General features: G+C 66.1%; 18 protein-coding genes. 5 read left to right on the top strand and 13 right to left on the bottom strand.

The features are described from left to right. Positions 1 to 80: 80 nt before the first annotated feature. On the top strand, positions 81 to 1,187 hold the full coding sequence (locus LDO86_RS07505; protein WP_018771569.1) for an Rv2578c family radical SAM protein: 1,107 nt from the start codon (positions 81 to 83) through the stop codon (positions 1,185 to 1,187). Here LDO86_RS07505 and LDO86_RS07500 read toward each other — a convergent pair. Continuing rightward, the gene (locus LDO86_RS07500; protein WP_018771570.1) at positions 1,184 to 1,630 is read right to left on the bottom strand and encodes a (deoxy)nucleoside triphosphate pyrophosphohydrolase; all 447 of its coding nucleotides are present in this window, start codon (positions 1,628 to 1,630) and stop codon (positions 1,184 to 1,186) included. The genes LDO86_RS07505 and LDO86_RS07500 overlap by 4 nt on opposite strands. A 174-nt stretch (positions 1,631 to 1,804) precedes the next feature. On the opposite strand from LDO86_RS07500, the gene LDO86_RS07495 reads away from it, so the two are divergent. Next, the gene (locus tag LDO86_RS07495; protein WP_018771571.1) at positions 1,805 to 3,013 is read left to right on the top strand and encodes an MFS transporter; all 1,209 of its coding nucleotides are present in this window, start codon (positions 1,805 to 1,807) and stop codon (positions 3,011 to 3,013) included. Between the two features lie 148 nt (positions 3,014 to 3,161). Next, positions 3,162 to 3,437, top strand: a complete 276-nt coding sequence (locus LDO86_RS07490; protein ID WP_018771572.1) for a GlsB/YeaQ/YmgE family stress response membrane protein — start codon at positions 3,162 to 3,164, stop codon at positions 3,435 to 3,437. Positions 3,438 to 3,539: 102 nt separating this feature from the next. Here the strand turns inward: LDO86_RS07490 and LDO86_RS07485 are convergent, their stop codons facing one another. The 4 genes from LDO86_RS07485 to infC all read right to left on the bottom strand — a co-directional run bounded on the left by LDO86_RS07485 (position 3,540) and on the right by infC (position 6,366). Next, positions 3,540 to 4,466, bottom strand: coding sequence for an RNA methyltransferase (locus LDO86_RS07485; RefSeq protein WP_018771573.1), 927 nt, complete (start codon positions 4,464 to 4,466; stop codon positions 3,540 to 3,542). 72 nt (positions 4,467 to 4,538) lie between these two features. Next, entirely contained in the window at positions 4,539 to 4,928 is a 390-nt protein-coding gene (gene rplT, locus LDO86_RS07480) for a 50S ribosomal protein L20 (protein ID WP_018771574.1), read from the bottom strand. A 118-nt stretch (positions 4,929 to 5,046) separates the two neighbouring features. After that, positions 5,047 to 5,241 (bottom strand): 50S ribosomal protein L35, encoded by a 195-nt coding sequence (rpmI, locus tag LDO86_RS07475; RefSeq protein ID WP_018771575.1) that lies wholly within the window; start codon positions 5,239 to 5,241, stop codon positions 5,047 to 5,049. A 117-nt stretch (positions 5,242 to 5,358) separates the two neighbouring features. Then, positions 5,359 to 6,366, bottom strand: a complete 1,008-nt coding sequence (gene infC, locus LDO86_RS07470; RefSeq protein WP_018771576.1) for a translation initiation factor IF-3 — start codon at positions 6,364 to 6,366, stop codon at positions 5,359 to 5,361. 401 nt (positions 6,367 to 6,767) lie between these two features. Here infC and LDO86_RS07465 point away from each other — a divergent pair, with 401 nt between their 5' ends. Continuing rightward, the gene (locus tag LDO86_RS07465; RefSeq protein WP_018771577.1) at positions 6,768 to 7,154 is read left to right on the top strand and encodes a DUF1844 domain-containing protein; all 387 of its coding nucleotides are present in this window, start codon (positions 6,768 to 6,770) and stop codon (positions 7,152 to 7,154) included. Positions 7,155 to 7,289: 135 nt separating this feature from the next. Here the strand turns inward: LDO86_RS07465 and LDO86_RS07460 are convergent, their stop codons facing one another. From LDO86_RS07460 to LDO86_RS07425, 8 genes are all read right to left on the bottom strand, one after another. After that, a complete protein-coding gene (locus LDO86_RS07460) occupies positions 7,290 to 8,585 on the bottom strand; it encodes an MFS transporter (RefSeq protein WP_026266115.1) in 1,296 nt (431 codons plus the stop codon). 57 nt (positions 8,586 to 8,642) lie between these two features. After that, complete coding sequence (locus tag LDO86_RS07455) at positions 8,643 to 9,527, bottom strand: SseB family protein (RefSeq protein WP_018771579.1); 885 nt, start codon at positions 9,525 to 9,527, stop codon at positions 8,643 to 8,645. A 19-nt stretch (positions 9,528 to 9,546) separates the two neighbouring features. Beyond that, positions 9,547 to 10,293, bottom strand: a complete 747-nt coding sequence (gene priA, locus LDO86_RS07450; RefSeq protein WP_018771580.1) for a bifunctional 1-(5-phosphoribosyl)-5-((5-phosphoribosylamino)methylideneamino)imidazole-4-carboxamide isomerase/phosphoribosylanthranilate isomerase PriA — start codon at positions 10,291 to 10,293, stop codon at positions 9,547 to 9,549. Positions 10,294 to 10,389: 96 nt separating this feature from the next. Beyond that, positions 10,390 to 10,548 (bottom strand): hypothetical protein, encoded by a 159-nt coding sequence (locus tag LDO86_RS07445; RefSeq protein ID WP_018771581.1) that lies wholly within the window; start codon positions 10,546 to 10,548, stop codon positions 10,390 to 10,392. After that, positions 10,549 to 11,310 carry an imidazole glycerol phosphate synthase subunit HisH gene (gene hisH / locus LDO86_RS07440; protein WP_018771582.1) on the bottom strand — a complete coding sequence of 254 codons (762 nt, stop codon included), beginning with the start codon at positions 11,308 to 11,310 and terminating at the stop codon, positions 10,549 to 10,551. It abuts the gene before it with no gap. Continuing rightward, entirely contained in the window at positions 11,307 to 11,933 is a 627-nt protein-coding gene (gene hisB, locus LDO86_RS07435) for an imidazoleglycerol-phosphate dehydratase HisB (RefSeq protein WP_018771583.1), read from the bottom strand. Before hisB ends, hisH begins: the two co-directional genes overlap by 4 nt. A gap of 61 nt (positions 11,934 to 11,994) precedes the next feature. Next, a complete protein-coding gene (locus tag LDO86_RS07430) occupies positions 11,995 to 13,113 on the bottom strand; it encodes a histidinol-phosphate transaminase (protein ID WP_026266116.1) in 1,119 nt (372 codons plus the stop codon). Positions 13,114 to 13,221: 108 nt separating this feature from the next. Beyond that, the gene (locus tag LDO86_RS07425) at positions 13,222 to 13,623 is read right to left on the bottom strand and encodes a LysM peptidoglycan-binding domain-containing protein (RefSeq protein WP_081620253.1); all 402 of its coding nucleotides are present in this window, start codon (positions 13,621 to 13,623) and stop codon (positions 13,222 to 13,224) included. Positions 13,624 to 13,976: 353 nt separating this feature from the next. Between LDO86_RS07425 and lexA the strand changes: the two genes are divergently transcribed. Next, the gene (gene lexA, locus LDO86_RS07420; protein ID WP_018771586.1) at positions 13,977 to 14,711 is read left to right on the top strand and encodes a transcriptional repressor LexA; all 735 of its coding nucleotides are present in this window, start codon (positions 13,977 to 13,979) and stop codon (positions 14,709 to 14,711) included. The last annotated feature ends 13 nt before the right edge of the window (positions 14,712 to 14,724 follow it).

The raw sequence follows: 14,724 nt of genomic DNA, 5'->3' as shown, positions 1-14,724 counted from the left end.
CGGCCGGTACCTCTGGGCGACCGGCTGGTATCAGCGCGCGGCGCCTTGACTTCCATTCGAACATGTTTTCGAATGGAGCCATGAGATGGGAAGCGCAGGCACTGGTACCCGATACGCCTGACACCGCGGGTGCCGCTGCTCCGGCGCTGCTTCCGCTGGCAGGACTGGTGCGTTCCGTCACCACCCCCGAGTTCGCCGGCATCACGTTCCACGAGGTCACCGCCAAATCGGTGCTCAACAGGGTCCCGGCAGGGTCAAAGATGCCTTTCGAATGGACCGTCAATCCCTACCGCGGCTGCAGCCATGCCTGTGTCTACTGCTTCGCCCGCAAGTCCCACACCTACCTGGATTTCGACGCCGGGATGGACTTTGACAGCCAGGTGGTGGTGAAGGTGAATGCCGCGGAGGTCCTCCGCAAGGAACTGAACAAGGCATCCTGGACACGCCAGCAGGTGGCGCTGGGTACCAATACAGACCCCTACCAGCGGGCCGAGGGCCGGTACCGGCTCATGCCCGGCATCATTGCCGCCTTGGCGGAATCCGGCACTCCCCTGTCCATCCTCACCAAGGGAACGCTGTTGGCGCGGGACATCCCGTTGCTCAAAAGGGCTGCCACGCAGGTGCCCGTGGGGCTGGGCATTTCCCTGGCCATGACGGACGAGGCCCTCTCGGAGGCCATCGAACCCGGCACCCCAGGACCCAGGGCCCGGCTGAAACTCGTCTCCCGCTTACGTGAGGCCGGACTGCCATGCGGCGTCATGGCCATGCCCATCCTGCCGTGGTTGTCGGACAGCGACGAAGCACTTGATTCCCTCTTCGCTTCCCTGGCCACTGCCGGGGCCACCGGCGTTACGGCCGGCGCCCTCTACCTGAAACCTGGCACCCGGGAGTGGTTCATGCAGTGGATTGCCAAACACCACCCCGAATTGGCCGGCCGCTACCGGCGCCTGTACGGGACGGGTTCCTACGCCTCCAAGGAGTACCGCACCTGGCTGGCCGGCAGGGTCCGCTATTTCAAGGCACGCCATGGGTTTTCGCATTCGTCCGGCTTCAGCCACCGGGACCTGGACGATCCCCGTGCCGAGGAAGCGCAGTACCCGGCAGGAAGCATTCCGGCCGGCACGAATGCCGGGCCCCCGGGCGTCCCTTCTTCGTCCCGGCCCTCGCAGCAGGACGCGCTTTTCTAGCGGCTCCGGCCCAGCGACGATCCCACGGATTCCAGCAGCGCATGGACAATCGGATAGTCGGCGGGGATCCACGGCAAGGTGAGGACAGCTTCCCGGTCCCGCAGGTCCACCCAGCGCAGTTCGTCATGGTCTTCAAGGGGCAATGGTTCGCCGTGGGTCACCTCAGCGAACCACACCCTCATACTGGCCCGGTCATTGAGGGGCCAGCCAGCCGGTGTTTCCGCATGAAGTTCCAGTCCCAGGCGCACGCCGATTCCCAGTTCCTCAGCCAGCTCCCTCACCAGCGCCGTTTCGGGTTCCTCCCCGGCCTCCACCTTGCCGCCGGGGAACTCCCACAGCCCCGCCAGGTGCTCCGGCGCGCTTCGCCGTGCCACCAACAGGGCAGCCGGATTGGCCAGCCGGTCCACCACAGCTCCGCCCACAACCTGAATCAGTCCAGTCACCGGGTCATTCTATGGGCCACAATGGAGTGTCCGGGAACAGCATTCCCGCCTTAGGAACAGTTCCTGCCGGGAATAGGTCCTGCCCAGCCGGGGTTTGCCACACTGTCCGGACCGTCCTGCCCCACTGCCGTGGCATCCGTCCCTTGCGAGTCCCACGTTTCAAGAAGCAGGAATATGAGCAGCGTTCTTTCCCCGTCCACGGCAACCCGCAGCACGACCCCCAACATCGGCATGGCGATTTTCGCCCTGGCCATGGGCGGCGTAGGCATCGGCGTCACCGAGTTCACCATGATGGGCCTGCTCAAGGAAGTGGAGCAGGGCCTGGCAATTACCACTCCGCAGGCCGGCAACCTGATCTCCGCCTATGCGCTGGGGGTAGTGGTAGGCGCTCCGCTGCTGGCCGCCGTCGGCGCCAGGCTCCCCCGCAAGAAACTGGCGCTGGGGCTGCTGCTGTTCTTTACCGTGGCCAACCTGGCGTCATTCGTTGCCCCCGACTATGGCTGGATGCTGGTGTCCCGCTTTGCCGCCGGCCTGCCGCACGGAGCGTTCTTCGGCGTTGCAGCCGTCATCGCGGCTTCCCTCGTTCCGCCCACACGGCGCGGTTGGGCCATCTCCATGGTCATGGCCGGGCTCAGCGTCTCCAACGTCGTGGGAGTACCGTTCGCCACCTGGCTGGGACAGACCTTCGGCTGGCGCCTGCTGTTTGTCCTGGTCGGTGCCATCGGCCTGCTGGCACTGGCCATGGTGTGGAAATTCGTCCCCTTCCAGCACGCCCACTCCGACGCGAGCATCCGGCGCGAGCTCGGGGCCCTCAAACGGCTCCAGGTATGGCTGGCACTCCTGGTGGGCATCGTGGGTTTCGGCGGCTTCTTCGCCACCTATACCTACATCGCCCACACCATGACCTCCGTGGCCGGCATCCCCTCCACCCTGATCCCCCTTGTGGTGGCGCTCTACGGTCTTGGCATGGTGGCCGGGAACGTCGTCGGCGGCAGGCTCGCTGACAAATCCGTCATGGGCACCCTGTACCGGGTCCTCCCTGCCATCGCCGTGGCTCTGGTGGTCTATGCGGTGGCGGCGCACTGGCAGTGGAGCGCCATGGTCATGGTGTTTGTGGTGGGAGCTTCCGGTTCCATGCTCATCCCCGCTCTGCAGACCCGGCTGCTGGACGCCTCGCCGGATGCCCCATCGCTGGCATCCTCCCTCAACCATGCCGCGCTGAACGTCGCCAACGCGCTGGGAGCCTTCCTCGGCGGCCTTGTCATCGCCCTCGGGTGGGGCTTTGTTGCCCCGGCGCTGGTCGGCGCCGTCCTCGCCGTCCTTGGTTTCGGCGTCGCGCTCCTCAGCGGCCTGCTCGAACGCAAGAGGCCGCTGGCTGCCTGAGGTTATGCGCACGGAGCCCCGAAAACGGGGGCCCGCGCTGTCCTAACGATGCAGCAACGCCGTCACCCGAGCTACTGACTTTGCAGGGGGCTTATGTTAGCTTGAGCCTCATCGGGACTATTAATCCCGGTCACAATAAGGAGGAGACATGGGTTTTCTTGCTTGGATTATTTTGGGCCTCATAGTCGGGGCCATCGTTAAGGCCGTTATGCCCGGACGGGTCGGCGGCGGCTGGGTCACCAGCCTCATCCTCGGTGTCGTCGGTGCCATTGTTGGCGGCTGGATTGGCAGCCTCCTGTTCAACAAGGGCGATCTTGCCTTCTTCGACCTCGGCACCTGGATTCTCGCTATCGTCGGCGGCCTGCTTGTCGCCGGCATCTACGGAGCAGTCACCGGACGCGGAAAAGCAACCCGCGCACCCTGATCACTCTGTCTACCAACACCCCATCGGCCCCGGACTTCCGGGGCCTTTCTTTTTTTAGAAGGTCCCTGGCCTTTCCCCGAAGTTCCCGGCCGTGGCGCGTCCCTATCCGGCCTGTTCCTGCCCCACTGCAGCTGCCGCACGGCGCTGGGAGCGGGCGCTGGCGTAGAGGCATACCGTGGCCGCCGTCCCAAGGTTGAGGCTCTCGGCGGCGCCGTAGACAGGAACGGCCACCCGGTGGTCGGCCAGTTCCAGCTCCTCCGCGGAGAGTCCCTGCGCCTCGTTCCCAAAGAACCAGGCCGTGGGACCGGCGAGGTCGTACACAGACTCCGGCCCTGTTCCGGTGAGCCGGCGCCGGGCGTTCTCGTCCTGCAGGACATCAAGGTCCAGCTGCCCGTAGCCGTCGGCGGCAAGGATGCCGATGCCGCGGGCCTTGCAGGCTGCAGCGAGTTCCGCGGGATCGGCGGCCAGCACCACCGGAAGGTGGAACAGCGAACCTGCGGTGGACCGGACGGCCTTGGGGTTGTAGATGTCCACGCTGGACGTCGTGAACACCACGGCGTCGGCACCGGCGGAATCGGCCGCACGCAGGACCGTTCCCGCGTTCCCCGGGTCCCGCACCTGGCACAGCACGGCAATCAGGCGGGGCCCGGCGTCGAGCACGTCCGCCAGAGCCACGTCCACAAACCTGCAGACCGCCACTATCCCCTGCGGGTTGACGGTGTCCGCCATGGCTGCCAGGACCTCATCCGTGGCCAGCCGTGCGCTGGTGCCCTCGGAGAGCTCTTCAAATTCGGGAAAACGGTCAAGGCAGCTTTCGCTGGCGAAGACCTCAGTCACTACTCCGGGACCTCCCGCCGCAAGACGCTGCTGGTGGAGCTTGAGTGCTTCACGGACGGCCTGCGGGCCCTCGGCCAGGAACTGCCCGCGCTTTAAACGGACCGGGCGCCCTGCAAGCTTTGCCACATCCCTGACCCGATCAGCTCGGGGGTTGGAAAGTGGAAGGTCTTGCGGGCGCCCGGTTTCGTTCATATAGAAAACTGTAGTAGCTGCTGCCACCAGTTCCTGAACGGGCCCCTCAGGCGAGGGGCGGAAGCTGCTTGCCTAGGCTGCGGCTGCCTTCTTGGCGGAGGTGTCTGCCGGAAGGGAGTCCTTGGCCACCTGGACCAGCGCGGCGAAGGCGTTGGCGTCAGAGACGGCAAGCTCGGCCAGCATACGGCGGTCAACCTCGACCTCGGCGGCCTTCAGGCCCTGGATGAGGCGGTTGTAGGTGAGGCCGTTGGCGCGGGACGCAGCGTTGATGCGCTGGATCCACAGGCGGCGGAAGTCACCCTTCTTCTTCTTGCGGTCGCCGTAGCTGTACACAAACGAGTGCAGCAGCTGCTCCTTGGCCTTGCGGTACAGGCGCGAACGCTGTCCGCGGTAACCCTTTGCGCGTTCAAGAACAACCCGGCGCTTCTTGTGGGCGTTGACCGCCCTCTTCACACGTGCCACGTGCGTACTCCTTCGAAAATCTGATCCCAAGCATCTACTGCCGGTGAACCGGCGGCCTGAGAATGCTGTTTGGCAGGTGACGGACCGCCAGGCGGCGGCCCCTCATAGAACTTGGAAATTAGATGCCGAGCATCTTCCGGATGACCTTGGCGTCGCCCTTGAAGACGATCCGGTCGCCGGCAAGGCGGCGGGTCAGGCGGGAGGACTTGTGCTCCAGGTAGTGGCGGCGGTTGGCCTGCTGGCGGCGCAGCTTGCCGCTGCCGGTCAGCTTGAAGCGCTTCTTAGCACCACTGTGGGTCTTCATCTTCGGCATGGGAACCGATCTCCTTACGTTTCTGCAGGCCCGGGGGCCGCAGTTCTATCGCGCAGCCACCCCTGCGGGCAGCATGCTGGTTGCTGACTGCCGGAGGCGTACCCCGGCAGCTGTGAACTAGTTGGTCTTCTTGCCGGCCGGCTTCGGCGCTGCCTTGGGGGCAGGGCGCGCAGCAGGCTTCGGCGCAGCAGGCCTGGCCACCGGCTTGGGTGGTGCAGGCACAGCGGCCGGTTTCGGTGCCGCCGGCGCGGCGGCTTCCGGCTTGGCGGCAGCTGCAGGCCTGGGAGCCGGAGCGGCCTTCGGCGCAGCAGCCTTGGGGGCTTCCTGCTTCGGAGCTTCCTGCTTCGGCGCAGCAGCCTTGGGGGCTTCCTGCTTCGGAGCTTCCTGCTTCGGCGCAGCAGCCTTGGGGGCTTCCTGCTTCGGAGCTTCCTGCTCAGGTGCCGCAACAGCGGGCGCCTCGGCGGGGGCGTTGTCCTCGGCTACAGCCTCCGGCTCCGTGGAGACGGTGAAACCTTCGGGCAGCAGGTCCGCCAGTGACTGCGTCAAGGGGGCCTGGTCCTCGCCGGACGTGTCAACGCGTCCGGAAGCCTTGGCTTCGTTCTGGGCCTTGGCCTCGGCCCGCTGCGTGGCGCGCCGTGCCTCAGCCTTGGCTTCAGCCTTGTTCTTCAGCGGCCCAACCACCATGACCATGTTGCGGCCGTCAATGCGGGGGCTGGACTCCACCACGCCAACTTCGGCGACGTCGTCCGCGAAGCGCTGGAGCAGGCGGATGCCCATCTCCGGACGCTGCTGCTCACGGCCACGGAACTGGATCATGGCCTTGACCTTGTCCCCGGCACCGAGGAAGCGCAGGGCGTGGCCGCGCTTGGTCTCGTAGTCGTGGGTGTCGATCTTCAACCGGAAACGGATTTCCTTCAGAACAGTGTTCGTCTGGTTCTTCCGGGCCTCACGTGCCTTGACCGCGGCCTCGTACTTGTACTTGCCGAAGTCCATCAGCTTGCACACCGGAGGCTTCGCCTGAGGTGCAACTTCAACGAGATCAAGGTCGGACTCGGCAGCCAGTCGCAGGGCATCCTCAATACGGACGATTCCTACCTGTTCACCTGCAGGGCCGACCAGCCGCACCTCGGGGACGCGGATACGCTCATTGATTCTTGGCTCGCTAATGTTAAAGCTCCTGTGTTTGTTGTTGAGTCCGGCAAATAGAGAAGGCCCCCAATTGCCGGAGCAATCGAAGGCCTCAGATAGGTTGGCTCGGCAACCCCGTCAGGGCTGCACGCACACAGTCCCGGCGTGTGCCGGTCCATGCCCAACCAGATACCCGGCAACCTTACGTCCCCTGCAGGTTCCAAAGGAACGCCTGGGACAGCGGCTGACGCGGGTGGGAGAGAACTCCGCTTGCAAACTGGAAGCCATTCTACAGAAAAAATTCCCGTCAACGCCGCAAAAGCGCTGTTGGGAACCTGATCGTTTGGGACAATCTCTGAAATAACGACATCCAGTCGGTCTGTGTCAAGCTTACCAGTATGAGCACCTCAGACAGTAATTCGTACGTCTTCGAGCCCGGTGACGCAGGCGCAGACGTTTCACAACAGATCCGGGACATCTCGGAAGTCCCCGCCATCGAGGTCATCACCACGGCCGCCGTGCACCTCATGAGCGCAGCCGCGGTAAAGCTTGGCCTGGCCGCAGAAGACAACGCGGCCGAGCTGAAGGACCTGGACGAGGCCCGGAAGCTGATCACCGCCCTGGCCGGTCTGGTGACGGCAGCTGCCCCCGAAATCGGCTCGCAGCACGCCGGACCGTTGCGCGATGGGCTGCGGTCCCTCCAGCTGGCGTTCCGTGAAGAGTCGCTGATTCCGGATGCACCGGGCAAGGGCCCGGGCGAAAAGTACACCGGCGCAGTGAACTAAGGAAGAACCCACCCAAGCAGCGTCCGACGGCGGGACGGCCTTTCAAGGTCGTCCCGCCGTCGTCGTTTCCAGGCAAAGCACCCGGGGCTTGACCGGCCACTCCGTACCTGCCGTTCAGCGCGGCGGACGGAAATATCAGGCGGCGGCTTTTCGGCGGCGCTGCTGGAGGGCCAGGCCCACCAGGCACAGCACGACGCCGGCGGCGCCAACCGAAACGAAACCCCCGGACGGTCCCATGAGGTCGATGAAGATGCCGGCCAGCGGCGAGCCGAGGGCAACACCGGCGGTCAGGGCTGAGCCGTACCAGCCCATCGCCTCCCCGCGCCGTTCCTCCGACACCAGGTCCGCGACCTTTTCGGAGGCTGCGGAGAGGACGGGAGCGCAGAGCAGGCCGGGCAGGATGGAAACCAGTGCCAGCGTCCAGGTGTCGTGGGCGAAGGCCATGGGCAGCGTCAGCGCCGCCATTCCCAGCAGCAGGATGACAGGCGGGATGGGCCGGTGCATGGCGCCGTAGATGAGTCCGCCCACCACCGAGGCGGCGCACCAGAAGACGAACACGATGCCGATCTCGCTCTGGCGCCCTCCGGTTTCCAGCGCCGCAACGATGCCAACGTCGGTGCCGCTCAGGACCATGCCGGCGCCGGCGGCAACAGCAAAGAGTGCCGCGACCGTTGCGGTGAACCACGCGAAGCCGCCCGCCAGCCTTCCGCGCAGTCCCTCTGCCGCACGGCCGGCCGTCCCGGCCGGTGACAGTTCCGCGGCGGCTTCCTGGACGTGGGCCGGAGCGGTGGCGACCACGGCGGCTTCCGCGGCATGTTGCTCATCCCCGGCGCATTCGGCGGTTTGCGCCGGACTGCGGGTGGGCGGGTTGAACCACATGAGGGACAGCCCTGCCAGGGACGTGGCCACGCCCACCACGGTCAACCCGGCAACGGTGAATCCACTGGTGGCCACCACGGCGCCGGCGGCCGGCCCGATCATGAACACCATTTCGGTGGTGATGGCGTCCAGGGCGAACGCGGTGCGGCGCTGGTCGCCCTCCGCCAGGACGCCCAGGGACTGCCGGACCACGCTGAAAATTGGCAGCGTGAGCAGGCCGCCCACGAAGACCAGTGGGAGGAGCCACTGGTAGGACACGTGCGGCACCACAGACCAGATCAGCGTCTCCGAGATCACGGACGGGATGAGTGCGGTCCGCAACCCTACGGTGTCAACGCGCCTGCCGCGCCACGGGGCGCCCAGGGCAATACCGATGGTCATGACCGCTGCGGCGGCACCGGCCGCGGCATAGCCCTGGCCAAGGGTGAGGACGATGTGCAGGGTCAGGAGCACCCCGGCCGCTGAGTGCGGGATGCGGGCGATCATGCCAACCAGCAGCAGCCGGCGGATTGGCCGGACGGCGAGCAACTCCCGGTAGAGAGCGAAATTCACGAAACGGTCCTTCAGGGTATGCCGCAGCACTGGCGGGGATCACCCATCCGGCTGCGTCTAGTCGGGAGCGCGCCTCAGTTTGATTTCCAAGGAGTCGACGCGCTCCCCAAACAATACATTCCGCGACCACTCCGCCTGGAGGTTGGCCACCAGTTTCTGGACACCGGCGGCGTCCAGGCCGTCCTCAAGGTACAGCACCACCTGAAGTTCCGGCCCGGCACCCCCGCCAGGGACTACTGCGCCATCGGCAGCACTGGAAGCCACTCCCCTGCCCGGCATAAGCCCAATGCTGCGGATGGCGGCGAACCCGGAGGCTGCGCGCGCCATTTCATCGGCCAGCTGGGGGTCGTTGTAGGAGGGGGTCCAGTCGTGCTGCTTTGCCAGTGCCCAGACCCCCGGACGGCGCACCACGAACGTCACGTCGGCGCCCGGGTCCAGGACCAGGAGCTCGGCGCCTTCGGCGACTGCCGAGAGGGCAGCCCGCGCGGCGTACACGGCGACGGGCCGGGCCTGGGGATGCCAGGCGGTCAGCGCGGCGGCCGAGGTGAAGGCGGGGAGGGCAGTCCTGCCGTCGGCCGCCTTCAGCGTTACCAGCGCCATGTCCGCCTGCTTGTCAGCGTGCAGTCCGTGGGCTGTTTCCGACTCTTCAGCCAGCTGCGCCACAATCGGAATGAAGACCCGGGCCGTTGCCAGGGCGGCCACGACGCGTGCTTCATCGCCTGCCCCTTGCCGGAGCGCGTCCAGGGCGGCGAGGTAGCCGGCGTCGGCCGTTCCGTCGTCGTCCTCGAAGTTGTGGATCCTGCCGTCGTCACCGGCCAGGCTGCGTCCTGCCCATGGCTGGCCCGCCGAATCCGTGGCGCCACCAGCGCCGGACAGGGCTGCCGCGATATGTCCGGGCAGCTGGCGTGCTGGCTGCCGCCCTGGCTCCTCGACGTTAGGCATGGGGTCGATGTCCGCCGGGTCAGCGCCGGCCGGCGACGTCGAGGGCTTCGGGCAGCGTGAAGGCTCCGGCGTACAGGGCCTTGCCCACAATCGCGCCTTCCACGCCCAGCGGGACCAGGGACCGGAGGACCTTCAGGTCGTCCAGGCTGGAGATGCCGCCGGAAGCCACAACCGGCTTGCCGGTCTTTTCCACCATCTGGCGGAGGAGTTCGACGTTGGGGCCCTGCAGAGTGCCGTCCTTGGTCACGTCGGTCACGACGTAGCGGGAGCAGCCGGCCTCTTCGAGACGGCCAAGGACCTCCCAGAGGTCCCCGCCTTCCTTGGTCCAGCCGCGGCCGGCGAGGGTTGTTCCGCGGACGTCGAGGCCCACGGCGATTTTGTCGCCAAAGCGTTCGATGGCCCGGCGGGTCCACTCCGGGTTCTCCAGTGCAGCCGTTCCCAGGTTGACCCGGGCCACGCCCAGGTCAAGGGCGGCTTCCAGTGTTTCGTCGTCGCGGAGGCCTCCGGAGAGCTCCACCTTGATGTCCAGCCGGCCCACGACTTCCCGGAGCAGGTCTGCGTTGGAGCCGCGGCCGAAGGCGGCGTCCAGGTCCACCAGGTGCACCCATTCGGCGCCTTGCTGCTGCCAGTTCAGCGCAGCTTCAAGGGGGGTGCCGTAGCTGGTTTCACTGCCCGCCTCGCCCTGGACCAGCCGGACGGCCTGGCCGTTGACGACGTCGACGGCTGGCAGCAGTTCAAGTACCGGCAGGTCATGTGCGGTGGTCATACTCATCCTCGGTGTCGATTTCGGTGCGGAAAGCAGGGCGCTGGGTCCGCGATGCTGTTGGGGTGAAGTTGGCGGCCCTCGCGCTGTGGGCTGTGGTCAGTTTGCCGGCAGGGTCAGCAGGTAGGCCGCCACCAGTGACATGGCGGCCAGAACGTGGAACGCCACCTGAGTCCAGAGTGGCTTGCGCTGCTGCCGGAATGAGATGCCGCCACCGATGAGGATGCCGGCGAGGCCCATCAGGAGTACCGACCACATCTAGGCGTCACTGCCGGCGTCCGCCGGTGCTGCAGCGGACTGACCGCCGGCCGGTTTCCGCAGGCCTTCCACCCAGTTGCGCAGGAGCCGCGCACCGGCGTCGCCGGACTTTTCGGGGTGGAACTGGGTGGCGCAGAGGGGGCCGTTCTCGACGGCGGCGATGAAGGGGCCGCCGTGTTCGGACCAGGTGACCAGGGGCGGCGCCATCCGTGGCTGGATGACGTCGAAGTTCCATTCCTGCACGCCGTATGAGTGCACGAAGTAGAAGCGTTCGTTTTCGACCCCGGCAAAGAGTTTCGAGCCTTCCGGCACCTTGACCGTGTTCCAGCCCATGTGCGGAACCACCTCCGCGGGGAGGGCCTCTACCTTGCCGGGCCATTCGCCAATGCCTTCGGCTTCGGTGCCGTGTTCCACTCCGGCTTCAAAAAGGACCTGGAGGCCCACGCAGATTCCAAGCACGGGGCGTCCGCCTGCCACCCGCCTGCCGATCAGCCTGATGCCGTCCACGGCCTTGAGTTCGCGCATGACGGTCTCGAACGCACCTACGCCCGGAACCACCAGGCCGTCCGCGTTCAGTACATCCTCGGGCTTGGCGCTCAGGACTACTTCCGCGCCGGCACGTTCCAGTGCCCGGACTGCGGACCTGACGTTCCCGGAACCGTAATCGAGCACGGTGACCGTGGGTTTGCCCTCGGGTGAAGGCAGCTTGCCTGATGCTGACGGATCGATGATCGCGCCGTCTTTGAGGACCTGGCCGCTCACAGCGCCCCCTTGGTGGAGGGGATGCCTTCAACCCGGGGATCGGGTTCGACGGCGGCGCGGAGGGCGCGGGCGAAGGCCTTGAACTGTGCCTCGACGATGTGGTGCGGGTCCCGTCCGGCCAGCACGTTCATGTGCAGGCAGATGCCGGCGTGCAGTGTGATGGCTTCGAAGACGTGGCGGGTCAGGGAACCGGTGAAGTGGCCGCCGATCAGATGGTACTCCTGCCCGGCCGGCTCGCCCCCGTGCACCAGGTACGGGCGTCCGGACACGTCCACCACAGCGTTCGCAAGCGCTTCGTCCAGCGGAACGGTGGCCTCACCGAACCGGCGGATCCCGGCCTTGTTCCCGAGGGCGGTCCGCAGGACCTCGCCGAAGGTGATGGCCACGTCCTCAACAGTGTGGTGGACGTCGATGTGGGTGTCACCCGTGGCCTTGACCGTCATGTCGATCAGGGAGTGCTTGCACAGGGCCGTGAGCATGTGGTCGTAGAACGGCACGGAGGTATCGATGTCCGATACGCCGGTTCCATCGAGGTTGATCTCCACGAGCACGGAGGACTCGCTGGTGGCACGCTCCATGCGGGCGGTCCGGGCCGCAGCCGTATTCGATCCGGTGGGACTCATGGTGAAGGATCCTTTGTGGGAGAAGAAGTAGTTCAAGGCGCCCAGCGCCGCAGTATCAAGTCTAGGCGGGAAGCGCGGCCTGGCCCGCAAGGATGCGTTCCAGGGAGGTAAGGAAGGCTGTGGTTTCCGCCTCAGTGCCTGCGGTGACCCGAAGGTGGCCGGGGATGCCCACGTCGCGGATGAGCACTCCGGCGTCCAGCAGCTCCTGCCATACCTGGTGCGGATTTTCCAGGCCCCCGAAGAACACGTAGTTGGAGTCCGAGGCGGCAGGCTTGAGGCCCATCCTGGTCAGTTCGGCCACAATGCGGTCCCGCTGCGCCTTGATGTCCTGGACATCGGCCATCAGTGCCTCGCGGTGTTGGAGCGCGGCCAGTGCGGTTGCCTGGGTAATCGCGGACAGGTGGTACGGAAGGCGCACCAGCCGCAGGGCATCGGTGACCTCCGGGGCCGCGGCCATGTAGCCGAGGCGGGCGCCGGCGAGTGCGAAGGCCTTGCTCATGGTGCGGGAAACTATCAGCCGCTCCCGGCCGGGCAGCAGGGTCAGGGCGCTGGGCGTGCCGTCATGCGCGAACTCGTGGTAGGCCTCGTCGACGATCACCACGGTCTGGCTGTCCTCGCCGGCGTCATAGACAGCCTCCACAACGTCAAGCCCCAGGCCGGTCCCCGTGGGGTTGTTGGGCGAGCAGAGGAAGACGATGTTGGGCCGCAGCTCCTCGACCTGCCGGGCGGCGGATTCGGCGCTCAGGTCGTAGCCTTCCGAGCGCACTCCCGTGATGTATTGGGTGTCGGTTCCGCTGGCGAGCAGGGGGTACATGGAGTACGTGGGTGGAAAGCCCAGGGCGGTGCGGCCGGGGCCGCCGAAGGCCTGGAGGATCTGCTGCAGGACCTCGTTGGAGCCGTTGGCTGCCCAGAGGTTTGATTCGTCGAGCCCGTGCCCCAGGTATTCCGCGAGAGCTTTCCGCAGGTCGGTGAATTCCCTGTCCGGGTACCGGTTGAGGCCTGCAGCTGCTTCCGTGACCGCCGCGCTGATGGCGGCGCGCACGTCCGCCGGAACACCATGGGTGTTCTCATTGACGTTCAGCAAAATGGGAACGTCCAGTTGGGGTGCCCCGTAGGGGGTCAGCCCGCGAAGATTGCTGCGGAGGGGAAGTCGGTTCAGACGCTCTAGCTGGTCGTTCACCTGAACAGTTTAGTTGCCGCGGCAACTACCGGAAAATGTGACGGATTCTGTTCGCCACCGGCGTTGCTGTCCCGGTCATCTTTCTCAAAGGCCAACACCAGGTGCCGCTCAGTGCGTGGGGACGAACAGCTGCTGCCCCGGCAGCACAGCGGCGGCCGGAAGGTTGTTGAGCTGGACGATGTCCGCCACCACGTCCCGGGCATCGCGGTCCGGAGCAACAGCGCCTGCGATGCTCCACAACGACTGGCCCGCCTGCACCGTCACGGTGACCGTCGGCGTCACGGCCAAATCCGCAGCTGAATCGGATGCCTTGGCCGGTGCGTTGAAAAGTCCGGACAGGGACAGCAGGAGTACCGCGAGGAGCACAAGCGGAACTCCGATCAGGACGATCCGCCCCCGGCGGGTCAGCCGCAGGGGCGCTGCTGACGGCGTCCGGCGCTGCGAGGGCTTCCGGGTCTGCAGGGAAACGCGGTGCGTAGGTGAAACCTGGTGAAGAGATAAAGCTGACATGAACTAAGCCCTCCTGGACCTGCCGTGCTGCCCGGGTGTCCGCCCGCTGCCGCCCTGCCGTTCACACCGTGTCCGGAGCTCCTCCGGCCATGTTTTCGAACGGGGCAATCGCTGGTTAGAACACATGTTCGAACTTTGCTTGTTAAGTTTTAGCACCTATCAACGAACAATGTCGAGACTCGCTAGAACAAATGTTTGAAAAAGCAATGTGGCTGGCCTAGCTTTGAACCAAAGAACAACCACCACTGAAGTTGAACAGCAGGGTCTGACAATGACAGTGGGAGTCCTTCCGGCGGCGCTGTGGAACAGGCCGCAACGGAAGATCCGGCGGCAAGCGAAAGGCATTGGCGAATATGGCAGCAGCAGCCGCCGGGGGCAGGACCGCCCCGCAACCCAGGAAGACCGCCAAGGGCTTGACCCCCCGGCAGAAGAAGATCCTCGAAACCATCCAGCGCTCGGTCAATGACAACGGCTACCCGCCCTCCATGCGGGAGATCGGCGACACGGTTGGCCTGGCCAGCCTGTCCAGCGTGACCCACCAGCTCTCGCAGCTGGAGAAGCTGGGTTACCTGCGGCGCGACCCCAAACGGCCGCGGGCCATGGAGGTGCTGATGCCCCTCACGCTGGACAGCGGAAGCAATGCCGCCGGCGCCTCCCCCGCGCCGCAGGCCACGGGCGGCGGTGCCACGGTAACGGAGCTGCCCACCGCGCTGGATACGGCCATGGTTCCGCTGGTTGGCCGGATTGCTGCCGGCGGTCCCATCCTCGCTGAGCAGCTCGTGGAGGATGTCATGCCGCTCCCCCGCCAGCTGGTCGGCCAGGGCGAGCTCTTCATGCTTAGGGTGGCCGGCGACTCCATGGTGGATGCCGCCATCTGTGACGGTGACTGGGTGGTGGTGCGGCGCCAGGCGGACGCAGCCAACGGGGACATCGTTGCTGCCCTGCTGGATGACGAGGCAACCGTCAAGACATTCCGCCAGCGCGACGGCCACACCTGGCTGCTGCCCCAAAACACGCAGTACGAACCCATTCTGGGCGACCATGCCACCATCATGGGGAAGGTTGTCTCGGTCCTGCGTTCCCTCTGACCGGGTCTCCCGC

The organism is Arthrobacter sp. StoSoilB19, from assembly GCF_019977275.1.
In the GTDB taxonomy this organism is placed as follows: domain Bacteria; phylum Actinomycetota; class Actinomycetes; order Actinomycetales; family Micrococcaceae; genus Arthrobacter.
Note: the sequence above shows the minus strand (reverse complement) of the source record. Positions and strands in the feature narration are given on the sequence as shown.